The following is a 24,509-nucleotide window of genomic DNA, read 5'->3' as shown; positions in this document are numbered from 1 at the left end:
CCCTTGCGGCCGCCGCCATGAGGTATTTGCATGAAAGGTTCGATCTTGCTGCTGGTGTGCCTGGGGCTGTTCTGCAGCGCTGCCCAGGGCGCGGTGCAACTGAACATCGGTGGGCTCTACGACTATCTGCCGGGCACCCGCAGCAGCCTGCTCAAGCGGGTGCGCAATGGCGGTGACACCACCGCGTTTGTGCGGGTCAGCGTTGCCGAAATCGTCTACAACGCCCAAGGCCAGCCCGAAGAAATCAGCCTGGAAGGCGTGCCGGCTGCCGAGCGGCCGCTGGTGGCCAGCCCCGCGCGGTTGATCGTGCCAGCCAATGGCATGCAGTCGGTGCGTCTGCTGTTTCGTGGCGAGCGTGACCATGAGCGCTACTTCCGCCTGCGATTCATTCCGGTGCTGCCTGAAGCCAACGAGGGCTTCGACATCGACGCCGCCCAGGCCCAGGCCTATCAGGAACAGATGAAAGCCGGCGTCAACATCCTCGCCGGCTACGGCTCGCTGTTGTTCGTGCGCCCCGCGCAGACCCGGTTCAGCGCGCGGGTCGACGACCAGGCCAGGGACTTCGGTGTACCCAACGACGGCAACGCCACCGTGGTGCTGGATCACGTCATCAACTGCACCCCCGACGGCCTGGAATGCGCTGACGCCACCAAACATCACCTGCTGCCCGGCAGCCAGCGCCGCTTCGAGAAAAAGCCGGGGCGGGTGTACCGGTTCGACTTGATCCAGGGCGAAAAACGCGAGCACGTCGAGCTCGACGGCTGATCACGGCCCGCTGCGCCATCCATGTCCAAGGAGGTTTACATGCCCACCGCCATGATCGTTGATGATCATCCGTTCATTCGCGCCAGTGTCAGGCTGACGCTCGAGCATCATTTTTTCGACGTGATCGGCGAGGCCGACAATGGCATCGAGGCCCTGCACATGGCCCGCGATCTGGAACCCGACTTGCTGGTACTCGATATAGCCCTGCCAGGCCTGGACGGTCTGCAGGTGGCAAACCGGGTGCGCAGCCTCGGCTTGCGTATCCGCATCCTGATCCTGACCACCCAGACGCCGGATTACTATTCCCTGCGCAGCATGAAAATGGGCGCCATGGGGTATATCTGCAAGAGCGATGATCTGCCGGCGCTGGGCCGGGCGGCGCTGGCGTTGATGTCCGGGTTCACCTTTTTTCCGGATGTGGTCTTGAGTTCGGTGCATTGCAGCGAGCATGTGTATTCCGAACAGGAGTGCATCGCCAGCTTGAGCGATCGCGAGCTGGCCATTCTGCGCGGGCTGGCCAAGGGCATGACCAATATGGAGATCAGCCGCGCGATCCTGGTCAGCAACAAGACCGTGAGCACCTACAAGACGCGCCTGATCGAAAAACTCAGGGTGCGCTCGGTAGTTGACCTGGCGGACGTTGCCAGACGTCACTCGCTCATCTGATGAGGGCCTCGAGGTGGTTGCGCCAGACCCTGATGGCGACCGTGCTGTTTTGCAGCGACATGCTGGCCTTGAGCGCCAGTGATCATCCCCAACTCTATGGGCGCTCGCGCGCTGATTCGGCCATGTTGACGGCGATCGACCTGACCGACGACGATCGCCGCTGGCTCTGGGCTCGACGTGTGTTGCGCCTGGGCGTCAGCCAGCCGGACTACCCGCCGTTCGACCTGACCGGCACCGGCAGCGAGTATGAAGGCATCACCGCCGACTATGCCGGGTTGCTGGGCGAGTTGCTCAATCTGCGAGTGCAGGTCACCCGCTACGAAACCCGCGAAGAAGCCTTGGGCGCCCTGGGCAAGGGCCAGATCGATCTGGTGGGCAGCGCCAACGGTTTCGAGGTGGCCACCCGCAACCTGGTGCTGTCTCAGGCCTATGTCGAGGACCGCGCGGTACTGGCCACCCGGCGTGACCGCTCCGCCCCGGCCGAGCCCGAGGTGCCGGGCTCGCTGGCGGTGCTGCGCGACTATCTGCCCGACGAGGAGGTCCAGCGCCTGTACCCCGGTACGCGGGTGCTGGCGTTCAACTCCACCCTCAGTGCCTTGGGCGCCGTGGCGTTCGGTCAGGCCGACCGTTTTCTGGGCAATGCCATGGCGGCGCACTATCAGGTGGCCAAAGGTGGCCTGGACGGGTTGCAGCTGGCGCGCTTCTCGAAGATGGAACCCAACCATTTCGGTTTCGCCCTGGCCCCCGGAGAGAGTCGCCTGCTGGCGTTGATCAATGCGGCACTGGATGTGGTACCGCGGCGCATGCACGAGGACATTCTGCGGCGCTGGAGCGTGGCCGGGGTACGGGTAGCCGCCGGTCACCGGGTGCAACTCGACGATGCCGAGCAGCGTTGGGCCGAAGCTCACCCGCGGGTCAGCGTGGTGATCGACGAGCAGTTTCTGCCCGTCAGTTACCGCGATGGTCAAGGTCGGTTTCGTGGCATCGCCGCCGACGTGCTGGAGCTGATCACCCAGCGCACCGGGCTGATCTTCGACGTGGTCAATGCCACGTCGGTGCGGCGCATGGCTGATCAGGTAGAGCGCGGCGAAGCCGACGTGCTTGCTGCCTTGCCGCCCAGCAAGACGCGGGCTGCGCAGGTGCGTTTTACCCGTTCCTACCTGACCAGCAGCCTGGTGCTGGTGACCCGCGAGCAGGATGCGGCACTGGACCGATTCGAGTTGCTGGCCCACCAACCGGTGGCGTTCGTGGCTGGCAGTTATCTGCTCGATCGCCTGCACCGCCAGTACCCCGGCATGGTCTTGATCGAGGCGCAGAACTCGTCCGAAGCACTGGCCCTGGTGGACACCGGCAAGGCCAAGGCAGCGGTGATCACCTTGATCGGCGCACGCTACATGATCTCCCAGCGCTACCTCGATCGCCTGCGGGTTAGCGCCGTGCTGCCTTACGAGCCAGCCAACTTTGCGTTTGCCACCGGCCGCGATGCTCCCGAGCTGCACAGTATTCTTAACAAGGCGCTGCTGAGCATTGCGCCCCAGGAAATGGATGAGTTGATTGCCCGCTGGCACAGTGAAGTGATCGTCGCCGACGGCTTCTGGCAACGCTATCGCGCCTGGATTCTGCCCGTAGGGGGGCTCAGTGTGGCGCTTTGGCTGCTGGCGCTGCGCTGGATCGCCTCGCTGCGCGCCCTGGTGAGGCAACGGGTCCAGGCCGAGCAGGCGCTGACCGATCAGCTGGAGTTCATGCGTGTGATGATCGACGGCACCCCGCACCCCATCTATGTGCGTGACCGCGATGGGCGCCTGCTCAACTGCAACCACAGTTACCTGCAAGCGCTGGGGGTCAGGCGCGAGCAGGTGATAGGTCAGCGCCTGGCCGAGACGGCCGTCATGCTGCCTGGCGATGCGGTCGAGGTGCAGGAGCAATACCTGGAGGTCATGGCGCGCGGCCAGGCGCTGATCGGCGACCGGCAGTTGACCCTGGCCAGTGGCGATGTGATGACCTTGCACCATTGGGTGCTGCCGTACCGACGGAGCGACGGCAGTATCGACGGGATGATCGCTGGCTGGATCGATGTCAGCGATCGCCAGCACCTGTGCGAGGCCTTTCAGGCCGCCAAGGAAGAGGCCGAAGCAGCCAACCGCGCCAAGACCGAGTTTCTGGCCAGCATGAGTCACGAGATCCGTACCCCCATGAATGCGGTGTTGGGCATGCTGGAGCTGGCTTCGAAAAAGGCCGAGTCCGGGGTGCTCGACAAGTTGGCGCTGGACGTTGCATCCAATGCTGCCCGTGGCCTGCTGGAGCTGATCGGCGACATTCTCGACATTACTCGCATCGAGGCCGGGCAGTTGCCCCTGAGCCCGCAGCCGGTGCAGATCGGTGCGCTGGTGAAATCACTGATCGGGCTGTTCGACGGCCAGGCGCGGCACAAGGCGTTGACCCTGCAATGGCAGGAGCCGGTCGAGCCCGAGCCGACGGTGATGGTCGACCCTCTGCGCTTCAGGCAGATCCTGAGCAACCTGCTCGGCAACGCCATCAAGTTCACCGACCAAGGTTGGGTGCGAGTGGATCTGCAACTGCAGTGTGTGAGCGATCGGGTTCACATTTGTCTGCAGGTGCGTGACACCGGCATCGGCATTCCCCCTGACGAGCTGGCGGATCTGGGGCGGCCTTTCAGTCAGGCCAGCAACCAGCGCCAGTCGACCCGGGCCAGCTCCGGGCTGGGCCTGAGCATCAGCCGCACCTTGTGCGAAACCATGGGCGGGGGGCTGGTGCTGGCCAGCGAATTGGGGGTGGGCACCTGTGCCACGGTGTCGCTGAGCCTGCCCGTGGTCCCGGGCGGGCAGGACGCGCAGGCGCAGACCGCCGAACTGATTGGCGCGGCACCCCAAGCGTCACGACGGCTGCGAATTCTAGTGGTGGACGACTATGCGCCCAATCGCCTGTTGCTGGACCACCAGTTGGCGTATCTGGGTCATCAGGTGAGCCTCGCGTGCGATGGCGAACAGGGCCTGCGGGTCTGGCTGCAGGGCGGTTTCGATGCGGTCATCAGCGACTGCAACATGCCCGGCCTGAACGGTTACGAACTGGCCCAGGCCATTCGCGAGCACGAACGCCGACAGGCCCAGACGCCGTGCCTGCTACTGGGCTGCACTGCCAATGCGCAGGTCGAGGAGCGTCAGCGCTGCCAGGCGGCGGGCATGGACGACTGCCTGTTCAAGCCCCTGAGTCTGGCCGAACTGGCCGAGCACCTCGGCGTGTTTGCCCCGCCCGATACCGCCGAACCGCCCATCCCCGAGGCGGTGGTAGACGGTGATGTGGTCGACCTGGCCGGCCTGCGTGAGCTTACGGGCGCCAGCCCCGAGGCGGTGCAGCGCTTGCTTGGCGACTTGCTCGATAGCAACCGCAACGACCTGGCGCAGCTGGAAAACCTGCGCGGCAGTGCCGACTACCCGGCCATCGCCGCCTTGGCCCACCGCATCAAGGGCGCTGCACGGATCATCCGTGCACAGCGGTTGCTGCAGGCGCTGGAAATATTGGAAGGGGCCTGTTCCGACGAGTGGGCGGCGCTGGAGCTGGAGGCGCCGATCGAAGGGGTGGCGAGGGCGCTGCGGGGGTTGGAGCGGGGGTTGGCGGGGTAGGGGGTGCTGTCATGGTATCTCGTCAAGACCTGCCACGGGCCGGCCGTGCGGCCGGTGGTGAGGCTTGACGAGATCTCCAGCCATGTACCGACAACCCCCTGAACAACCTCAAGGCATCCGCGGCAATTCCTGCGCCCGCAGATCAAACACCAGCACCTCGGCGTCGATCCCGCGGCTCAGGGTCAGCGCGTGTTCTTCGCGAACCCGGACACCATCGCCTGCTTCCAGCCGTTGCCCATTGAGTTCGACGGAGCCAGTGGCCACGTGCACATAGGCATACCGATCGACCGCCAGTTCCAGCGTGGCGCTCTGGTCGCCGTCGAACAGCCCGGCGTAGACCCGCGCATTCTGGCGCACCGTCAGCGAGCCGTCGGCGCCGTCGGGCGAGATGATCAATTGCAGACGGCCCTGTTTCTGCTCACGGGTGAAGTGCTCCTGCTGGTAACGCGGTTTGGCGCCAGCCACTTCCGGCACGATCCAGATCTGCAGAAAGTGCACCGGCTGCGTGGACGAAGCGTTGTACTCGCTGTGGGCCACGCCGGTGCCAGCGCTCATCAGTTGCACATCGCCCGGGTGGATCACGGAACCGGTGCCCAGGGTGTCCTTGTGTTCCAGCGCGCCTTCGAGCACGTAGGAAAAGATCTCCATGTCCCGGTGTGGGTGCTGGCCGAAGCCCTTGGCGGCGGCGACGCGGTCGTCGTTGATCACCAGCAGGTCGGAAAAGCCCTGTTCCAGCGGGTCACGGTAATGGCCGAAGGAAAACGTGTGGCGCGATTTCAGCCAGCCATGATCAGCCAGGCCACGTTGCGATGCTTTTCTGAGGGTCAGCATAATCTTCTCCAGTAGGTTCACGGCCGGGGTTGAATGCCTGTTCGGTCGTGTTGGGGCTAGATTACGGCGGAAGGATAAGTTCATAAATCGGCTCAAACAGGTCTCACTGTCTCCCGCTGGTTGACAGTAACCCACTCCCTTTACCTTAACGACGGCACTATCCTCGGGGGTAATTGCGTCCGGGCCCGTGGATCACTACCCTGAGGTTTCCCAGCCTCCGTCAACGGTCCCGGATGTCTTTCCCGGATGTCTGCAGCGTACCCACGAGAACCCCATGATTCGAATCGGCAAACTCAGTGTTTCGCTCGAGCGGCGCGAAGTTCTCGACCAACAGGGTGTGGTCAAGCTGGGCAGTCGTGCCTTCGATGTGCTGGCCGAATTGATTGCCGCCCAAGGCCAGCTGGTGTCCAAGGATCAACTGCTGGCGCGGGTCTGGCCGGATCTGGTGGTGGAAGAAAACAACCTGCAGGTGCATGTCTCGACCTTGCGCAAACTGCTGGGCGATGAGCGCGAAGCGATCCGTACTGTGCCGGGTCGTGGTTACCGGCTGATTCTCGAACCGCCGGTGGCGCCGGCCGTGGCGGCCTGGTGGGCGCCGCCGCACGTGAGCGAGGTCAAGCCGGGAGTGGCTGTAAAAGCCGACGAGGCCGGGCTGGTCTATATCGTCGATGACGAACCCAGCGTGCGGGTGGCGCTGGGCCGCTTGCTGCGTTCAGCCGGGATCCCGAGCATGAGCTTTGCCTGTGCCGAAGATTTCTTCGCTTGCCCTCTGACCGCGCCGGTGGCCTGCCTGCTGTTGGACGTCAACCTCGCCGACGCCAGCGGTTTCGACCTGCAACAGGTCATGACCGAACGGGGCCTGGAGTGTCCGATCATCTTCATGACCGGCTACGGGACCATCCCGATGTCCGTCAAGGCCATCAAGGCCGGCGCCCTGGAGTTCCTGACCAAGCCATTCGACGAGAACCAGTTGCTGGACGCGGTGTCCGCCGCCTTCGCCAGCGCCCGCAGCCGCCACGTCGAGCTGGCCATCAAGCAGCAGCTACGCGCGCGCTACCGGTCGTTGACGCCCCGGGAGCAGCAGGTCTTGCTGCTGTTGCTGCAAGGCCGCCTCAACAAGCAGATTGCCAGCGAGCTCGGCACCCAGGAGGTCACCGCCAAGGTGCATAAAAAGCACATCATGGCCAAGATGCAGGCGCGCAACCTGGTGGAGCTGGTGCGCCTGTGCGAGCGAATCGACATCGTCGCCGCCCTTGATGAGCCCAGCTTCACTTGAGTTCCTCCACCTCTCGCCCGCGCGCGGTCGATGGTACTCAAGCCCTTGCTGTGGCCCCCGCAGTGGATCTGGTGTGCGTGGTCGACGATGACGCGTCGGTGCGCAAGAGCCTGACCAACCTGCTCAAGTCAGTGGGTTACCGGACCGTCAGCTTTGCCTCGGGCGAAGCCTTCCTGGGCTCGCGAGAAGTCAATGAAGCCGCCTGTGTGCTGCTGGACTTGCGCATGGAGGGCTTGCAGGGCTTGCAGGTGCAACACTGCCTGAAACGCGGCGGCAAAACGGTAGCGGTGATCTGCATGTCGGCTCATCAGGACCCGGCCTGCATCGATGAGGCCTATGCCGCGGGGGCGCTGGATTTTCTGCACAAACCCTTCAACGAAGACATCCTGCTGGCAGCCATCGAGCGGGCCCTGGCCGGGGGGTGCCCATGACGCACCAGGTGCACACCCGCCCAGGCGGGCATGGACGCGAGATCGGCGGTTTCAACGATCAGTGGCTGGAGCAGTTGCAATGGCAATTGTTGCGGGTCGACGGCGAGGTCGCGTATTACCGCGTGCGTTCGCCCAATGCCGTGCGACCCTGGTTGATCCTGCGCCCGGCCGGTAGCGGTTCGGAGCAGGTGTTCCGGCGCCTGGAGCATGAGTTTCATCTGCGCGATGTGCTCGACCCGTCCTGGGCCGTGGTGCCGACCGCATTGCTGTACACCGCCGAAGGGCCGCTGTTGGTGCTCGACGAGCCGGGCGGTCGCAGCCTGGATGACACTCAGGGCAGCGAGCTGTCCATCACCCTGTTCCTGCAACTGGCGGTGGGTGCCGCTCAGGCGTTGGCCTGCCTGCACCATCAGGGTGTGCTGCACCGCGACCTCAAGCCTTGCCATTTTCTCGAAGGCGAGGATGGCGTGGTGCGACTCAGCGGTTTTGCTTTGAGCAGCCGGCGGGGGCATCCCGTCCCGGACACGGCGGTGATCAGCGGCAGCCTCGCCTACATGTCGCCGGAACAGGCCGGCCGGGTTGGCGGCGCGGCGGACGAGCGCAGTGACCTGTACAGCCTGGGCGTGACCTTCTACGAACTGCTCACCGGCCGCCTGCCCTTCACTGCCAGTGATGCCGTGCAATGGCTGCACCAGCATCTGGCCCAGCCGCCGCAGGCACCGGAGCGCGCCCGTGCCGATGTTCCACCCGCCGTCAGCGCGGTGATTCTGCGCTTGCTGGCCAAGGACCCGACCCAGCGCTATCCCGATGCCGCGACGCTGACTCAGGTGTTGCGCCGGGCCCTGGTGCAGTGGCGCGAGAACGGTGAAGTGCAGGCCATGGAGCCGCCACCGGTGGCCTGGGCGCAAAGCCTGGCCGGGCGCGAGGGTGAGCTGCTGCGCCTGCACGGCCTGATCCATCAGCTGCGCGAAGAGGGCCAGTGCAGCACGGTGTTGGTCAGCGGACCCTATGGCACCGGCAAGACCGCCTTATTGCGCCAGTTGCATCAAGATCTGGCCACCAGTGCCTTGCGTTTTGCCGCCTGCCGTTTCGACCCGGTACGCCAGAACACGCCCTACGCCGCGGTGTGCGGGGCCTTGCGCGGGCTGGTTCTGCAAGTGTTGGGCGAGCGTCCGGCCGCCTTGCAGCGCTGGCGGCAACGCTTGCAGCGAGCTCTGGGGCCTCGGGCCCACTGGATGCTGGCGTTGCTGCCGGAAATCGAATGGGTGTTGGGGCCGTTGTCCGCCGAGGGCGAGCGCAGCGTCGGTGAGGAGCGTGATTTGCAAGACCTGCTGAGCGATTGCCTGAGGGTGTTTGCCCGGGCCCAGAAACCGTTGCTGTTGTTCTTCGACGACCTGCAATGGCTGGACCGTGACAGCCTGGCCTTTTTTGCCGGGCTGCCGGCGCGACGTGTCCGCCATATGGTGTTGGTGGGGGCTTACCGTGATGCCTCGGGCGATCACGCTGCGGCCTTCGCCCAGCTCTTGCAGCGGATGCGCGAATACCCTGCCGCCGGGCTGGCGGTGCACCGCCTCAAGTTGCAGCCGCTGGACACGCCGGCGGTGCAGTCCATGCTGGCCGGGCAGCTGCGCTGGCAATCGGCGCTCCTTGCGCCGCTGGCCGAGTTACTGATGGAGAAGACCGCCGGCAACCCGTTCTTTGTCCAGCAACTGGTGTGCAACTTGATCGAAGACGGCCTCCTGGAGGCCCCACCCGGTGTGCCCGGCTGGCGCTGGGATGCCGAGCGCGTAAGCCAATACCCGGTGGCGCAGAACGTTCTCGAATTGATGCTCTGCCGGCTCAGCCGTCTGCCCGGTTCGACCCGGCGCCTGCTGGGCCTGATGGCGATGCTGGGCAACCGCGCGGATGCCCGCAGCGTGGCACGGCTGGCCGACTACAGCGTCGACGCGGTGCGCAGCGACCTGCAACCGGCCGTCAGCGCCGGCTTGCTGCTGATCGACGCCGAAGGCTGGCGCTTCAGCCACGACCGGGTACGGGAAACCGCCTGGCGGCTGGTGCCCGACGACAAGCGCAGCGTGCAGCACACCCGCATCGCACGACTGCTGATCACCGAGATGAGCCGCCCGGCACCGGCGCGCCCCGTCGGCCTGGCCACGCAGACCCTGCGTGCGGACGACCGGCGCGGCATGCTCTTTCGCATTGCGTTGCACATCCAGCAGGCGGCCCGGGATGAAGTGCTCGAAGCCGACCGCACCGCTTTTATCGACATCCTGTTGCAAGCGGCCCAGCGTGCCCGGGACACCGCCGCGCTGCCGTTTGCCCTGGAGTACCTGCGCCTGGCCCGCAGCCTGGGCAACGAGCAGCGCTGGCTCGACCATTCATTGCAAAGCCACGCCGTGGAACAGTTGTATATCCAGTGCCTGGTGCATGGCGGCGAATACGTCGAGGCCGACACCCACATCAACCGTTTGCTGGAACGTGCCACTCGCCTGGAGCAGCGTGCCGCCCTGCACGTGCTCAAGGTGCATGCCAGTACGCTGGCCGGCGACTACGCGGGCGCGGTGCAGGCCGGTCTGGCCGGTCTGACCTTGTTCGACATCGACTTCAACGGCCGTGCCGGTCAGGCCGAAACGGCCTACGGACGGGTGCGCGCGCTGTTGGCCGAGCGATCGGTGGCGACCTTGATCGACCTGCCGATGAGCGCCAACACGCTGATCGACGCGGCTCAGGAGTTGCTGGCCAGCCTGATCGTGCCGGCTGCCTTCAGCCGCACCGGGCTGGCCTTGCCGCTGGTATGCCGAATGACCGAGATGGCACTGCTCCATGGCGTTTCCCCGGTGACCCCGCGCGGGTTGGCCTGGCTGGGCGTGGCTGTGGCCCACCAGTGGGGCGACTACCAACAGGGCCTGCGCTTTGCCGACCTGGCCGCCCGGCTGGTGGCGCGCTTGCCGGTGCCCGCCCATGAAGCGTCGATGCTGCTGGCGCTGGGGCAGGTGAGTGTGTGGATGCGGCCTTTGAGTTTCTCCATCGAGTGTCTGGAACGTGCCGTGGCGGCGGGTCGCAAGGAAGGCGCAACGGCCACCAGCTGTTATGCCAGTCACCAGTGGGTCTGTCTTCTTCTGGCTCAGGGGTTGGGGCTGGACAAGGTTCAGGCGAGTATCGAGCAGGCCCTGTTGCTGGCGGGCCTGCCAGGCACCGGCGATGCGCAGATGCTGTTGCAGACGCAGTTGATGTACATCCGCCACCTGCGCGGCGAAACTTCGGTCTCGGTGCGGTCATGGGCCTTGCAACAGCAAGTCGTGACCGCCTCGGGCATGGCTCCTGCACAACTGTGCTGGTGGCTGTTCGACGCCATTGTCGCCTGGCTGGAGGGCGAACACCGGCATTCGCTAGCCAGCCTCGGGCGCGCCCAGGCCCTGGCCTGGAGCCTGCCGGCGCATATTCACCAGCTGGATCTGGTGCTGTACCGCGCCCTGAACCTGGCGGCCCTGCACGTGCCTGGCAGTGATCCGGACAGCACCCTGCGTGCCATGGCGCCCGACCTCGGCAGCCTGCGGCGCTGGGCCGATCTGAACCCATCACTGTTTCTCGACAAGCAACTGCTGGTGGAGGCCGAGATGGCCCGCATCGAGGGACAACCGCTGCGGGCCCTGGGGCTGTTCGAGGCTGCCATCGGGCACGCCGCCAGCCTGGAGTCGGCGCCCATGCAGGCCCTGGCCCATGAACTGGCAGGGCGCTGCAGCCAGGCCCAGGGCTTGATCACCGCCGCGCGCAGTCATCGGCGTCAGGCACGGGACGCCTACCTGCGTTGGGGCGCGCTGGCCAAGGTTCGGCAGATGGAGGCGGCACACCAGGGCCTGCATGACCAGCCCGGCGATGCGCGCTCCTCGGTGGAGTTGCGCCATGGCCAACAACACCTGGACCTGATTTCGGTGACCAAGGCTTCCCAGGCGCTGTCCCGCGAAGTGGTGTTCGAGCGCCTGATCAAGACCCTGATCAGCAACACCCTGGTGCACGCCGGCGCCCAGCGCGGCGCCCTGGTGTTGCTGCACAAGGGCGAACCGCTGGTGGTAGCGCGTGGCCAGACCCACGCGTCAGGGATCGAGATGGATCTGTCCCGGGTCAGCCTGGACGAAGCGCAGTTGCCCGTGGCGGTGATCTACCGCGTGCTGCGCAGCGGCCAATGGGTTGCCCTGAACGACGCCGAGCAGGTACCCGACGCCCGCGACAGCCTGTTCCGGGTGCCCGGAAGCGGTTCCATGCTGTGCCTGCCATTGCTCAAGCAAGGCGAAGTCACCGGGCTGATCTATCTGGAAAACCCGTTGGCCCGGGGCCTGTTCAGTGAAGCCCGGATTGGCGTGATCGAGCTGCTGGCGGCCCAGGCGGCGATCTCCCTCGAAACCTCGCGGCTCTATGGCGAGCTGCTGGAAGAGAACCAGCGTCGCCGCGAGACCGAAGTGCAATTGCGCAGTGCCCGGGCGGAACTGGCCCAGGTCAACCAGAGCACTCTGATGGGCGAGCTGGCGGCCTCCATCGCCCATGAAATCAACCAGCCGCTGGTCTCCATCGTCGCCAACGCCAGCGCCAGCGTGCGCTGGCTCAACCGCGCCGAACCCCAGGTGGGCGAGGCCCTGGAAGGGCTGCGCGACATCGTCGGTGACGGCCGCCGGGCCGCCGACATCGTGGTCGCCCTGCAAGCGCTGGCCAAGCAGCGCACGCCCAATCGCAGCCGTCTGATCATCGATGACGTGATCCGTCAGGTGCTGCTGCTCACGACCACCGAAGTGGACCATCGCCACGTGGCGGTCACTGCCCGGCTCAACACCGCTGGCAGTCGGGTGTTCGCCGACGGGGTGCTGATGCAGCAGGTGATCTACAACCTGGTGATCAACGCACTGGATGCCATGGCCACCCTCGACGAAGGCCATCGGCACCTGACCCTGGCCTCGTCGGTGGAGGCTGGCAATCAGGTGGTGGTCACCGTGGAAGACACCGGCGGCGGCATTCAGGACGCGCACCTGGGCCGGGTCTTCGATGCCTTTTTCACCACCAAGCCCAACGGCATGGGCATGGGGTTGGCGATCTGCCGGTCGATCATGATCGCCCAGGGTGGCACCCTGCATGCCCTGCGAGGGCGCGGCGGCGAAACCCTGTTCGTGTTCAGCCTGCCGGTGGCCTTTAAGAACAATTAACACGGGCGCCAAGGACGTTCCGGCGGGGATCGGCGAGTATGGCTCATCAGATCTTTGCAAGGAGCTAGAGCCATGAACGCACCGGTGCAGATCGCGGGCAGCCCCGTCCCGCTGGATGCCGTGTCCTATCGACTGATCCAGTCACTGCTGCAAGCGTTGGCCGAGGGCGGCACCGCCGAGCCCCAAGGCGTGTTCCAGCGTTGCCAGGCGCTGTGTTCGCATCTGCTGGGGCAACCCGATGTCGCCCGCACGCAGCAGAAAGTGGCGCTGTCGCCGTGGCAGGAGCGCCTGGCCAAGCAGACCATGGTCGAGCACATGGCGGTGGGCATGCCCATCGCCCAGGTCGCCTCCGAATGCGCGCTCTCGCGCAGCCACTTTTCCCGCGCCTTCAAGAAAACCACCGGCCTGTCGCCTCGCGACTGGTGGTTGCAGGCGCGCATTGAACGGGCCCGCGAGTTGCTGGCAAGCACCCAGGCCTCCATCGCTCAGGTCAGCCTGGACTGCGGGTTTGCCGATCAGTCGCATTTCACTCGGGTGTTCACCCGAGCCACCGGCAGCACGCCGTTCAACTGGCGGCGCTCGGTGGCCGGCATTGACCGCAGGGATAGCATCCCTGGGGGTAAGCGTTCATGAACCGCAATGACCTGCGTCACGTCGACATGAACCTGCTGGTGATCTTCGAAGCCTTGATGTTCGAGCGCAACCTCACCCGGGTGGCGGAAAAGCACTTCATGGGCCAGCCGGCGGTAAGCGCCGCCCTGAGCCGTTTGCGCGACCTGTTCGATGACCCGCTGCTGATCCGCAACGGTCGCGGGATGGACCCCACGGCGCGGGCCCTGGCCATTTTACAGGAGCTGCAACCGGCCCTGGACACCATTTCCGGTGCGGTCAGCCGGGCCAAGGATTTCGACCCGGCGAGCAGCTGCGGGGTGTTTCGCATCGGCCTGTCCGATGATGCCGAATTCGGGCTGTTCCCGCCGCTGCTCAACACCCTCAGGCAGGAAGCACCGGGCATTGTCATTGTGGTGCGCCGGGCCAACTACCTGCTGACCCCGGCGATGCTGGCCTCGGGGGAAATCTCCGTGGCGGTCAGCTACACCACCGAGCTGCCGGCCAACGCCAAGCGCCGCAAGCTGCGCGACATCGGCTGCAAGGTGCTGCGCGGCGACGACCGGCCGCGGCCCTTGACGCTGGATGAGTACTGCGAGCGGCCCCACGCCATGGTGTCGTTCTCCGGGGACCTGTCCGGCAATATCGACCTGGACCTGGCCAAGGTCGGCCGCAGCCGCCGCGTGGTGCTGGGTGTGCCGCAGTTCAACGGGTTGCGGGCCTTGCTCAAGGGCACCGAGCTGATCGCCACCGTTCCGGATTACGCCGCCTGCGCTCTGGTCGAGGACGGCGCCCTGCGCGCCGAAGAGCCACCGTTCGAGATCAACCCGGCGGAGCTGTCGATGGTCTGGAGCGGGGTCCATGACAACGACCCGGGGGAGAAATGGTTGCGCGGGCATATCGATCGGTTCATGTCGGTTGCGGTGGGTTAGCCGCAGCGCCCACAGGGGCGATGCACAGCACACCATCGCCAAACGACAGCACACCCATGCAAGCCCGTCCCGACCACACCCTTCATCATCCCCCCACATTGACTCAGGAGCTCCACCCCATGCCGCAACGCCTCGCCGAGGAAGTGGTCACGCTGGTGATCAAACACCGCATCAAGGCCGGTGCCGAGTCGCGTTACGAGGCCTGGCTCAAGCGCACGGTCAATATGGCGCAGGGCTTTCCCGGGCATCTGGGAGTGGATGTTATCGGTGGTCGTGAGGCGGGCCTGCAGACCTTCACCAGCGTGCTGCGTTTTGGCTCGGTGGAGTTGCTGCAGCACTGGATGGATTCGGTCGAGCGCCATGAACTGGTGGCCGAAGCCACACCGATGCTGGCCGACGGCGACCAGACCCAGATGCACCCGCTGAACGAATTCTGGTTCACCCCGGCCGCCGACGCGCAGCCGCCGCGCTGGAAACAGGCCTTTGTCACCCTGTGCGTGATTCTGCCGCTGACCTCGCTGTTGCCGATTTTTTATGGCCCCTTGTTCAAGGCCGTGCCGTGGCTGGGGGGGTACATGCCCAGCACCGTCGTGGTCACCCTGACCATCGTCTTGCTGGTGGTGTACCTGCTGATGCCGCTGGCCACCCGGCTGTTCGCGCCGTGGTTGCAACCGCGTGCCGCCGCTGCGGTGCTGCAAGTTTCCCCTTCGATTTCAACTGCTCCCAAGGACTTGAAATGAACGCTGATCTGATTCTATTCAATGGCCGCTTCCACACCGTCGACAAAGCCAACCCCGAGGCCAGCGCCGTGGCCATCCGCGAAGGGCGTTTCGTCGTGGTGGGCACCGATGCCCAGGCCATGACCCTGCGCGGGCCGGCCACGCAAATCATCGACCTGAAGGGGCGCACCACCATCCCTGGCCTCAACGACTCGCACCTGCACCTGATTCGCGGCGGCTTGAACTACAACCTGGAGCTGCGCTGGGAGGGCGTGCCGTCCCTGGCCGATGCCTTGCGCATGCTCAAGGAGCAGGCCGACCGCACCCCAACCCCGCAATGGGTGCGCGTGGTGGGGGGCTGGAACGAATTCCAGTTCGCCGAAAAGCGCATGCCGACCATTGAAGAGCTCAACCAGGCTGCGCCGGATACCCCGGTGTTCGTCCTGCACCTGTATGACCGCGCCTTGCTCAACCGCGCGGCGCTGCGGGTGGTCGGTTACACCCGCGACACGCCCAACCCGCCGGGCGGCGAAATCGTGCGCGACAGCAACGGCGACCCCACCGGTATGCTGGTGGCACGTCCCAACGCGATGATTCTCTATGCGACCCTGGCCAAAGGGCCGAAGCTGCCGCTGGAATACCAGGTCAACTCGACCCGCCAGTTCATGCGCGAACTCAATCGCCTCGGCCTGACCAGCGTGATCGACGCCGGCGGCGGTTTCCAGAACTACCCCGACGACTACCAGGTCATCGAGCAACTGGCCAAAGACCAGCAACTGACGGTACGCATTGCCTACAACCTGTTCACCCAGAAGCCCCAGGAAGAGCTGGCCGACTTCAAGAACTGGACCTCCAGCGTCACCCTGCACCAGGGCGATGACTTTCTGCGCCATAACGGGGCCGGGGAAATGCTGGTGTTCTCGGCGGCGGATTTCGAGGACTTCCTCGAACCCCGCCCAGACCTGCCTCAGTCCATGGAAGCCGAGCTGACCCCGGTGGTGCGTCACCTGGTCGAGCACCGCTGGCCGTTCCGCCTTCACGCCACTTACGACGAATCCATCAGCCGCATGCTCGATGTGTTCGAGAAGGTCGACCGGGAGATCCCGTTCAACGGCTTGCCGTGGTTCTTCGATCACTGCGAAACCATCACCCCGAAAAACATTGAGCGGGTGCGGGCGTTGGGCGGTGGCATTGCCATTCAGGACCGCATGGCCTTCCAGGGTGAATACTTCGTCGAGCGCTATGGCGCCAAGGCCGCCGAGGCTACCCCGCCGATCCAGCGCATGCTCGCCGAGGGCGTGCCGGTAGGTGCGGGCACCGACGCCACGCGGGTATCGAGCTACAACCCCTGGACCTCGCTGTACTGGATGGTCAGCGGTCGCACCGTGGGCGGCCTGGCGCTGTACCCCGAGGGCCTGCCCCGCGCCACGGCGTTGGAGCTGTATACCCGTGGCAGCGCCTGGTTCTCCTCCGAGCAGGGCAAGAAAGGCCAGATCCAGGTGGGCCAGCTGGCTGACCTGGCGGCGCTGTCGGCGGACTTCTTCAGCGTCTCCCAGGACGCGATCAAATCCATCGAGTCGGTGCTCACTGTGGTCGGCGGCAAGGTGGTGTACGCCGCCGACGATTTCTCGTCGCTGTGCCCGCCGAGCCTGGCGGTATTGCCCGACTGGTCACCGGTGGCCCGTGTGCCAGGTCACTGGCGTCCCGGTTCTGCGCTGCTCAACCAGGCCCACCAGTGCAGCGGCCCGTGCGGCGTGCACCAGCACAGCCATGAGCGGGCCCGCCATTCCAGCGCACCGGTCAGCGACTTCCAGGGTTTCTGGGGCGCGTTCGGCTGTTCCTGCTTTGCCTTTTGATCCACATAACCCACGAGGAAGATTCCATGAGCACTCCCTACAAGCGTCTGAACAAAGATGAAGCCGTTGTCCTGCTGGTCGATCACCAGGCCGGCCTGATCTCGCTGGTGCAGGACTTCACCCCCAACGAGTTCAAGAACAACGTGCTGGCCCTGGCCGATTGCGCGAAGTTCTTCAACCTGCCGACCATCCTCACCACGAGCTTCGAACACGGCCCCAACGGCCCGATGGTGCCCGAGCTCAAGCAGATGTTCCCGGACGCGCCGTACATCCCGCGGCCTGGCCAGATCAACGCCTGGGACAACAGCGATTTCGTCGAGGCGGTGAAGGCCACCGGGCGCAAGCAGCTGATCATTGCCGGTGTGGTCACCGACGTCTGTGTGGCGTTCCCGACCCTGTCGGCGCTGGCCGAAGGCTTTGACGTGTTCGTGGTGACCGATGCCTCCGGCACCTTCGACAAGACCGTGCAGCAAGCCGCCTGGGCGCGCATGAGTGCTGCCGGTGCGCACCTGATGAACTGGTTTGCCGTGGCCTGTGAACTGCAGGTTGACTGGCGCAACGACATCGAAGGCCTGGGCAACCTCTTGTCCAACCGCCTGCCGAACTACCGCAACCTGATGAACAGCTATGCGGCCGTAAGCAAAGGCTGATTGTGCCACGACGCGATTCCCTGCAGGACCGAGCAAGCTCGGTCCTGCAGGGGCGCCTGCTTCACAAGGTGCTATAAGGATCTTTTGTCCACCGGGAAGTGACAATGAATGCGTTTGAAGACATGCGCCTGTTTGCCCAGGTCATGGAGTCCGGCAGTTTCACCGCCGCCGCCGAGCAGTTGGGACTGTCCAAGCAATACGTCAGTCGCCGCCTGATGCTTCTCGAAGAACGCCTCGGCGTGCGCCTGCTCAATCGCTCTACCCGGCGCCTCGACGTCACCCCGCTGGGCCAGGACTACTATGAATCGGCGGTGCGTCTGCTGGCTGAGGTGGTGCAGGTGGAGCAGGGCATCAGTGGTCAGAACAGCCAGCCGCGCGGCACCATCCGTTTGAGTGCGCCGCTGTCCTTTGCCGTGGTCCATCTGGGCAGCCTGCTGCCAGCCTTTCTCCAGCGCTATCCCGACGTCACCGTCGAAGTCGACCTCAGCGACCGCTCCGTCGACCTGATCAGCGAAGGCTACGACCTGGTGCTGCGCATCGGCATCCTCGAAGACTCGACCCTGATCGCCCGTCGCCTGGCGGCCATCCCTCGGGTCTATTGCTGCAGCCCGGCCTACCTGGCCAGCCGCGGCCGCCCGTTGCACCCGCAAGACCTGCAACAGCACGATTGCCTGCCCTACGGCCACAGCCGCCAGGTCAACTGGCGCTTTCGCGACCCGGCCAAAGGGCAAGGCAAGCCCGTGACCCTGGCCGTCAGCGGCCGAATCCGCGCCAACAACGGCGACTTGCTGCGCGACGCGGCCATCGCCGGTCTGGGGATTGCCTACTTGCCGGTGTTCATCGTCGGGACGGCGTTGAAAGACGGCCGCCTGGTCAGCGTGCTGGATGAATACGCCACCGAGCCCCTGACCCTGTCGGCGGTTTACCCGCAACACCGGCAAAGCTCACGGCCGGTACAGGCGTTGGTGGAGTTTTTGCGCGAGGCGTTGAATCCGGTGGGCTAGGCAGATTTGTGCCTATAATCCCCGGCTACGTCCCGATCGGAAGTCTCGATGAAGACCGTCGCCGTTGTCCTGTATCCCGACTTCCTCCTGCTGGACATGGCCGGACCTGTGGAAGTGTTTTCCATCGCCAACCGCTACCTGGCTGCCGGCCAGCATTACCGCATCATCACCGTCAGCGCCGTCGAACAGCGCGTGCGGGCCTCCAACGGCATCACGGTGCACAGCGATTACCTGCTCGACGAGGCACCGACCCACAATGACCTGGTGTTGGTGCCCGGAGGGCCGGGAGCCTATACAGGACTGCACAGCGAACTGCTGCCGTGGCTCAATGCCGCCGCCGAGCAGAGCCGCCGTTATGGCTCGATCTGCACCGGGGCGTTCATTCTCGGCCATGCCGGTTTGCTGGACGGCCATCAGGTGACCACGCACTGGCACTATACCGAGCGCCTGACCCAGGCCTTTCCCAAGGCGTCGGTCGGCACCGACCAGATCTATGTGCACGACCGCAAACTGATCAGCTCCGGCGGGGTGACGGCAGGTATCGACCTGGCCTTGTCCATCGTCGCCGAGGACCATGGCCGCAGTGTCGCGCTGGACGTGGCCAAGGTGTTGCTGGTGATCATGACCCGGCAGGGCGGGCAGGCCCAGTTCAGCCCGCTGGTGGCTTCCATGGCGGCTCAGGACACGGCCATGGCGCGGGTGCAGACGTTCATGCTCGACCACCTGGAAGAGGCGTTGAGCGTTGAGCGGCTGGCGGGGCTGGCGGCCATGAGCACGCGGCATTTCAGCCGGGTATTTGCCCGCGAGGCAGGGATGACGCCCATGGAGTTCTTGCAGAATGCGCGCATCGACCGCGCCCGCAAGCTCTTGGAAAGCAGTGACCTGCCGCTCAAGACCGTGGCCTGGCGCAGTGGTTTTGGAAGTGTACGGCACATGCGTTTTCTGTTCGGCGAACGCCTGGGTCTGAGCCCTACGCAATATCGTCAACAGTTCGGCTGAACCGGCGAGGGCCGAATCGGTCACGCCCTTGTCCGTCTGGTTCCGCTTTGCGCGCTGCAACGCCCATCGGCGCCTGCCATGCTAGGCCTACGATAAAAAAGTGGGAGGTGGGAGATGCCCGGTACCAGGTTGAAGAGCGGGTCGATGAATGGCGTGATGGATGAAATCGCGTCAGCCTTGAGCGATAGCGTCAACCCCTGCGACCGCGTGGCGTACTGGAGCTTGCGCTGGTCCCTGGCCCGTGGGCAGTTGACCTGCAGTCGTTGTCAGGCCAGCCAGACCACCCGTCAGGGCGCCGAGCCGTTCCTGCACCGTGGGGCGTGCCCGGGTAACGACGAGCATCGTTACCCGTTCCAGGAACTGGCGGCGCTGCTGCTGCAACTGGGCACCACCGGTTCCGCTGGCATCAGCCCAGGTGACTGGCGAACTGCCCGACAGCGCTGACCACCTGTTTGGCGCCGTCCTGGATTTCCACGATCACTTCGCCGGCCTGGTTGGCCAACTCCAGGCCTTGCTCAGCCTGGCCGCGGCTGTTGGCCATGCCCTTGACGGCTTCGTCGGCCAGTTTCTGGTTCTGTTGCACCACGCCCATGATTTCTTCGGTGGCCGCGCTGGTGCGCCCGGCCAACTGCCGCACTTCGTCGGCGACCACGGCAAAGCCACGGCCCTGTTCACCGGCCCGGGCCGCTTCGATGGCGGCGTTCAGCGCCAGCAGGTTGGTCTGCTGGGCGATGCCGCCGATGGTCTGGACGATGGAGCTGATCAACAGTGACTGTTTGCCCAGGGCTTCGATGCCTTGGGAAGCGGATTCCATTTCCAAGGCAATGCGGCGCATGGTCTGCACGGTGTCGCTGACCACGCCAGCGCCGCGCTGGGCGCTGAGGTCGGTGCGCTGGGAGATGCTGAACGCGATGTTGGCCGCTTCGCTGACTTCTTCTTCGCGGTTGACCTGGTCGGTGACCAAGGTGGCGAACTTGACCACTTTGTAGAGTTGGTCACGGGTGTTGTGCACCGGGTTGTAGGACGCCTCCAGCCACACCACATTGCCGCGGCTGTCCAGGCGCTTGAAACGATTGGCAACGAACTCACCGCGGTTGAGGGTGGCCCAGAAATCGCGGTAGGCCGGCGAGCTGGCTTCTTCCGGGGTGCAGAACAGGCTGTGGTGCTTGCCGACGATCTGATTCAGCGAGTAGCCCATGGCTTGCAGGAAGCGGTCGTTGGCGGTGATGACTTCACCCTTGAGGTTGAATTCGATCACGGCGGTGGAGCGCAGCAGGGCGCCGATCAAGCCCGAGTTCTCCTTGGCCGCCACCACGGCGGAGGTGACATCCATGCAGGTGAATTCGGTGCTGCTGATGCGGCCATCGAGGTCCTTGAAGGTGTTCCACATGCCTCGCAGCCAGACTTCGTTGCCATCGACGCCAATCAGCCGGTATAGGTCGCTGACATGGCCGCCATTCTTGATCGAGGCTTGCAGGTTGCGGTAGCAGCTCAATTGTTTGACGTAAGGCGGCACCAGGTCATCGACCGATCGTCCGATCAGCGCCGACTCGCTGTAGCCCATGGCCTGGAGGAATTTGCTGTTGCACGATTCGATGCGCTGCTGACTGTCGAGAGTCAGCAGGAGCAGCTCTTCACGTACGCCCTGCGTGGCCTGGCGCAATTGATGCACCTCGGCGCGCAAGGCGGCCAGTTCTTGTTTGGAGCGAGAATTGAACATGGTGACACCGTGAAGATAGCGAGTGGATCCCATGCTATCGGGCATGTAGACGAGAACTTGATGCACCGTTGATCGCCGCGCCAGCGAATCGGTCTCGACCGTTGGCATGGTTATTTCATTGAGCAAGCAAGAGCCACTTTATTGACAGATTTCTATCATGCCGACGTCTCGACCGTTCATGCGTCCCGCGCCCACCACCAGCTCCCTCAGGGGGCTACTGGGTTTTATCGTGCTGGTGTCGGTGGTGCTGGTAGCGGCGACGTTCTGGCAGGACTGGCAGGCGCGCAACATTGCCCTGCGCAACGCCGAGGTGGCGGTGAGCAATCTGGCCAGCTCCATCGATCGCCAGGCCGAAGACGCGATGCATCAGGCCGATAATGTGCTGATCGAACTCTCCGAGCGGGTGGCCGAAGACGGCCTGGCCCCGGCCCAGCAGGCTCGGCTGAGCCGGTTGATGCGCCGCCATGTGCTGGCGCAGGAAGGCCTGCAGGGCTTGTTCGTATACGACGCCCAGGGCAACTGGATGGCCACCTCGTTCGGTGAGCGCGGCGACCACCCCAACAACGGCGACCGCAACTACTTCATCTACCATCGTGATCATCCAGGGACCCAGGTGCACATCAGCCCGGTGGTGATGAGCCGCACCACGGGCGATGCCATCATTCCTGTCAGCCGACGCCTGGAGAACCCGGACGGCAGTTTCGCCGGCGTGGTACTGGCGACCATTCCGGTGAGTTATTTCGAGAGCTTCTTCAATCGTCTGTCACTGGATGACAAGGGCGTGATCTTTCTGGCGATGCGTGATGGCACGATCCTGGTCCGCCGCCCGGCGGGCACCTCGAGCCAGACCTCGACGCTCATCAAGGGCGAGATTTTCAGCAAGTACCTGCCGATGTCCCATCAAGGCACGGCGATGGTGACCTCGGTGGTGGACGGTGTGCAACGCCTGTATGGGTATACGGACTCCGAGCATTTTCCGCTGGTGGTGGCGGCAGGATTGTCTCGCGAGTCGATCCTCGGCGACTGGCGGATGGATGCCTACCGCGACACCTTGCTGGTGAGCGGGGTGATCGTCGCCCTGTGCCTGCTCGGGTCACTGCTGTATCGCCAGTTCGGCCGCGCCGAGCGGGCCAAGGAGAAACTGGCCGATGCCTATCAGATTCTCGAGTCCCTGGCCCAGTCCGACAGCCTGACGGGCCTTGCCAACCGCCGCCGATTCGATGCGGCGCTGCAGGTGGAGTTCGCCAGGGCGATGCGCAACCGCACCTCGCTGGCGGTGGCGCTGTTCGACATCGACCTGTTCAAGCAATACAACGACACCTACGGCCACGTGGCCGGTGACGATTGCCTGCGTCAGGTGGCCGAGCTGATCAAGGCCAACGTGCGCCGTCCCGCTGACGTGGTGGCACGCTACGGCGGCGAAGAGTTCGTGGTGCTGTTGCCCGACACGGACATTGCCGGCGCCCTGGCCGTGGCCGAGCAGGTGCGCTTCGCGGTGAGCGAGGCGGCCCTGCCGCACCGGGCCAGTCTGTTGGGCCGGGTTACCCTCAGTGGCGGTGTGCACGCGATACAGCGCAGTGAGGCCACCACTGCCCTGGGCCTGCTGGAAGCGGCCGATGGGGCGCTTTACCTGGCCAAGCAGAATGGCCGTAACCGCATTTGCCAGGAGGCCGACCGACCTTCGGCGTCAGTGGTCAAGCTGCCCACGCGCAATTGAGCGAGGCTGGTGCTCCAGCGGTCAAACCGCTATGGTTTGGCATCTTTTTTTGCCGGGCCCATCCCATGAAGCGCTGCACCTTCCTGCTGCTGAGTCTGCTGTCCTGCGCCGCCGGCGCCGCCGAAACGCCCGTCGCTCCCTGGACCCTGCTGGACCAGTTCGACAAGGCCTATACCCTGGACGACCAGGCGCGCGTGTTGCTGGTAGCGCGCAGCATGTCCACGGCCAAACTGGTGAACGCGGCATTGGAAAACCGCCCGGCCGGTTACCTGGAAGCCCGCCATACGGTCTATGTCGCCGACATCGAGAAAATGCCCGCCATCGCCAAGGCGTTTGCCGTCCCGGCCATGCGCTCGGCCAACTACCGCATTCTGCTGGACCAGACCGGTCGCGTCGCCCCGCGTTATGACGGTGACCGCGAAACGGTACAGTGGCTGGAGTTGAAGGATGGGCAGGTGGTGAAGCAGCAGAAATTCAGCGATGCAGGCCAGTTGGCGGCGGCTTTGGAGGGGTTGCGGCCTTAGGCGGTGGGCCGTGATGAAACCTTCGAAGCCCCACCCATCTCACCCCATCACCCGCCGAAAAACCCCCCGCACATACCCGCTGATCGGCTGTTCCTCGGCGAACACCTGCCCCAGAAACCCCTGCGCCTGCTGCAAATGCGCCGTCAGACGGCGACGCACACAGGCTTCGCCCAGCAATGCGACAAGGGTTGACTTGCCCGCATCCTTGCCCTGGTCCTTGGCGCTGTCGGCGCAGTTGTCCTGTAGGTCATCGTACAGCTGAAAGGCCTGGCCCAGTTCCAGGGCGAAGCCTTGCAGGGCGGTGCGCGTGGGCTCATCGGCGCCTGCCAGCAGGCAGGCCATTTCCAGCGTGGCGCTGAACAGCACGCCGGTCTTGAGATCGTTGGTCAGGCTGATCTCTTCGGCCGAGCGAGGGCGGGTGCCTTCGCGCAAGTCTTCAAACTGGCCGCGCACCAGCCCTTGCATGCCCACGGCATTGGCCAGGGTGGCGACCAGTTGGGTGCGCACCAGCGGGCTGATGCCTGCGGCGGCCGCGACTACGCCGAAGGCACGGCTGAGCAGGGCAATCGCGGCGAGAATGGCCACGTCTTCACCGTAGCGCTTGTGGGTAGTGGGCTGGCCGCGCCGCAGTTGCGCGTCGTCCATGCACGGCATGTCGTCCAGCACCAGCGAGGCCGCATGGACCATCTCGATGGCGCAGGCCATGTCCAGCGCCGCCTTGTCCTGGCAGCCCAGATCCCGCGCGGCCAGCAGCAGCAATAGCGGGCGCATGCGTTTACCCGGCGCCAGGGTGCAGTCGCGCATGGCCTGGGCCACCAGATCGCGTTCGTTGCCAATGGCCGGCAGCAGCTGGACCAGACGGGCTTCGATGTCCTCGCGCGCTTGCGTCAGGTCCAGCTTGGTCAGTTGTGTGGTCATGAGCGTCCCCGTGGCGAATCCGTGTTTTATCTCCAACCCCAAGGGAACGCCTGACGTTC

General features: G+C 64.9%; 19 protein-coding genes. 16 read left to right on the top strand and 3 right to left on the bottom strand.

Annotated features, from left to right (window positions below; translation table 11 throughout):
• Positions 1-30 precede the first annotated feature (30 nt).
• From HB675_RS23425 to HB675_RS23415, 3 genes are read left to right on the top strand one after another with little or no spacing between them, the layout of a single operon-like run.
• Positions 31-765: a molecular chaperone gene (locus tag HB675_RS23425; protein WP_213881537.1), complete on the top strand. Its 735-nt coding sequence runs from the start codon at positions 31-33 to the stop codon at positions 763-765.
• A 39-nt stretch (positions 766-804) separates the two neighbouring features.
• Positions 805-1,431 (top strand): response regulator transcription factor, encoded by a 627-nt coding sequence (locus tag HB675_RS23420; RefSeq protein WP_213881536.1) that lies wholly within the window; start codon positions 805-807, stop codon positions 1,429-1,431.
• 17 nt (positions 1,432-1,448) lie between these two features.
• Positions 1,449-5,072 (top strand): transporter substrate-binding domain-containing protein, encoded by a 3,624-nt coding sequence (locus HB675_RS23415; RefSeq protein ID WP_213881535.1) that lies wholly within the window; start codon positions 1,449-1,451, stop codon positions 5,070-5,072.
• A gap of 108 nt (positions 5,073-5,180) precedes the next feature.
• Here the strand turns inward: HB675_RS23415 and HB675_RS23410 are convergent, their stop codons facing one another.
• Entirely contained in the window at positions 5,181-5,903 is a 723-nt protein-coding gene (locus HB675_RS23410; protein ID WP_213881534.1) for a pirin family protein, read from the bottom strand.
• Between the two features lie 274 nt (positions 5,904-6,177).
• On the opposite strand from HB675_RS23410, the gene HB675_RS23405 reads away from it, so the two are divergent.
• The 11 genes from HB675_RS23405 (at position 6,178) to HB675_RS23355 (ending at position 20,015) form a co-directional block, all read left to right on the top strand.
• Positions 6,178-7,179, top strand: a complete 1,002-nt coding sequence (locus HB675_RS23405) for a response regulator (protein WP_213881533.1) — start codon at positions 6,178-6,180, stop codon at positions 7,177-7,179.
• A 71-nt stretch (positions 7,180-7,250) separates the two neighbouring features.
• Positions 7,251-7,610 (top strand): response regulator, encoded by a 360-nt coding sequence (locus HB675_RS23400; protein WP_213881568.1) that lies wholly within the window; start codon positions 7,251-7,253, stop codon positions 7,608-7,610.
• Positions 7,607-12,802, top strand: coding sequence for an AAA family ATPase (locus HB675_RS23395; RefSeq protein ID WP_213881532.1), 5,196 nt, complete (start codon positions 7,607-7,609; stop codon positions 12,800-12,802). Before HB675_RS23400 ends, HB675_RS23395 begins: the two co-directional genes overlap by 4 nt.
• Before the next feature lie 72 nt (positions 12,803-12,874).
• Positions 12,875-13,435 (top strand): AraC family transcriptional regulator, encoded by a 561-nt coding sequence (locus HB675_RS23390; protein ID WP_213881531.1) that lies wholly within the window; start codon positions 12,875-12,877, stop codon positions 13,433-13,435.
• Complete coding sequence (locus tag HB675_RS23385) at positions 13,432-14,343, top strand: LysR family transcriptional regulator (RefSeq protein ID WP_213881530.1); 912 nt, start codon at positions 13,432-13,434, stop codon at positions 14,341-14,343. Before HB675_RS23390 ends, HB675_RS23385 begins: the two co-directional genes overlap by 4 nt.
• Before the next feature lie 119 nt (positions 14,344-14,462).
• Positions 14,463-15,083 carry an antibiotic biosynthesis monooxygenase gene (locus HB675_RS23380; protein ID WP_213881529.1) on the top strand — a complete coding sequence of 207 codons (621 nt, stop codon included), beginning with the start codon at positions 14,463-14,465 and terminating at the stop codon, positions 15,081-15,083.
• Positions 15,080-16,918 carry an amidohydrolase gene (locus HB675_RS23375; protein WP_213881528.1) on the top strand — a complete coding sequence of 613 codons (1,839 nt, stop codon included), beginning with the start codon at positions 15,080-15,082 and terminating at the stop codon, positions 16,916-16,918. The genes HB675_RS23380 and HB675_RS23375 overlap by 4 nt, the downstream gene beginning before the upstream one ends.
• A 26-nt stretch (positions 16,919-16,944) precedes the next feature.
• Positions 16,945-17,568, top strand: coding sequence for an isochorismate family cysteine hydrolase YcaC (gene ycaC / locus HB675_RS23370; RefSeq protein ID WP_213881527.1), 624 nt, complete (start codon positions 16,945-16,947; stop codon positions 17,566-17,568).
• A 104-nt stretch (positions 17,569-17,672) separates the two neighbouring features.
• A complete protein-coding gene (locus tag HB675_RS23365; RefSeq protein WP_213881526.1) occupies positions 17,673-18,572 on the top strand; it encodes a LysR family transcriptional regulator in 900 nt (299 codons plus the stop codon).
• 48 nt (positions 18,573-18,620) lie between these two features.
• A complete protein-coding gene (locus HB675_RS23360; RefSeq protein ID WP_213881525.1) occupies positions 18,621-19,571 on the top strand; it encodes a GlxA family transcriptional regulator in 951 nt (316 codons plus the stop codon).
• 144 nt (positions 19,572-19,715) lie between these two features.
• Positions 19,716-20,015 carry a hypothetical protein gene (locus HB675_RS23355; protein ID WP_213881524.1) on the top strand — a complete coding sequence of 100 codons (300 nt, stop codon included), beginning with the start codon at positions 19,716-19,718 and terminating at the stop codon, positions 20,013-20,015.
• Here HB675_RS23355 and HB675_RS26100 read toward each other — a convergent pair.
• Positions 19,978-21,291 (bottom strand): PAS domain-containing methyl-accepting chemotaxis protein, encoded by a 1,314-nt coding sequence (locus tag HB675_RS26100; protein WP_213881523.1) that lies wholly within the window; start codon positions 21,289-21,291, stop codon positions 19,978-19,980. The genes HB675_RS23355 and HB675_RS26100 overlap by 38 nt on opposite strands.
• A 157-nt stretch (positions 21,292-21,448) precedes the next feature.
• On the opposite strand from HB675_RS26100, the gene HB675_RS23345 reads away from it, so the two are divergent.
• Together HB675_RS23345 and HB675_RS23340 are read left to right on the top strand one after the other, a co-directional pair.
• Positions 21,449-23,008 (top strand): sensor domain-containing diguanylate cyclase, encoded by a 1,560-nt coding sequence (locus tag HB675_RS23345; protein ID WP_213881522.1) that lies wholly within the window; start codon positions 21,449-21,451, stop codon positions 23,006-23,008.
• A 65-nt stretch (positions 23,009-23,073) separates the two neighbouring features.
• Positions 23,074-23,532, top strand: a complete 459-nt coding sequence (locus HB675_RS23340) for a hypothetical protein (protein ID WP_213881521.1) — start codon at positions 23,074-23,076, stop codon at positions 23,530-23,532.
• A gap of 39 nt (positions 23,533-23,571) precedes the next feature.
• Here HB675_RS23340 and HB675_RS23335 read toward each other — a convergent pair whose 3' ends face one another.
• On the bottom strand, positions 23,572-24,450 hold the full coding sequence (locus HB675_RS23335; RefSeq protein ID WP_213881520.1) for a polyprenyl synthetase family protein: 879 nt from the start codon (positions 24,448-24,450) through the stop codon (positions 23,572-23,574).
• Between the last annotated feature and the right edge of the window lie 59 nt (positions 24,451-24,509).

Origin of the sequence: Pseudomonas sp. dw_358, from assembly GCF_018449655.1 — a bacterium.
In the GTDB taxonomy this organism is placed as follows: domain Bacteria; phylum Pseudomonadota; class Gammaproteobacteria; order Pseudomonadales; family Pseudomonadaceae; genus Aquipseudomonas.
Note: the sequence above shows the minus strand (reverse complement) of the source record. Positions and strands in the feature narration are given on the sequence as shown.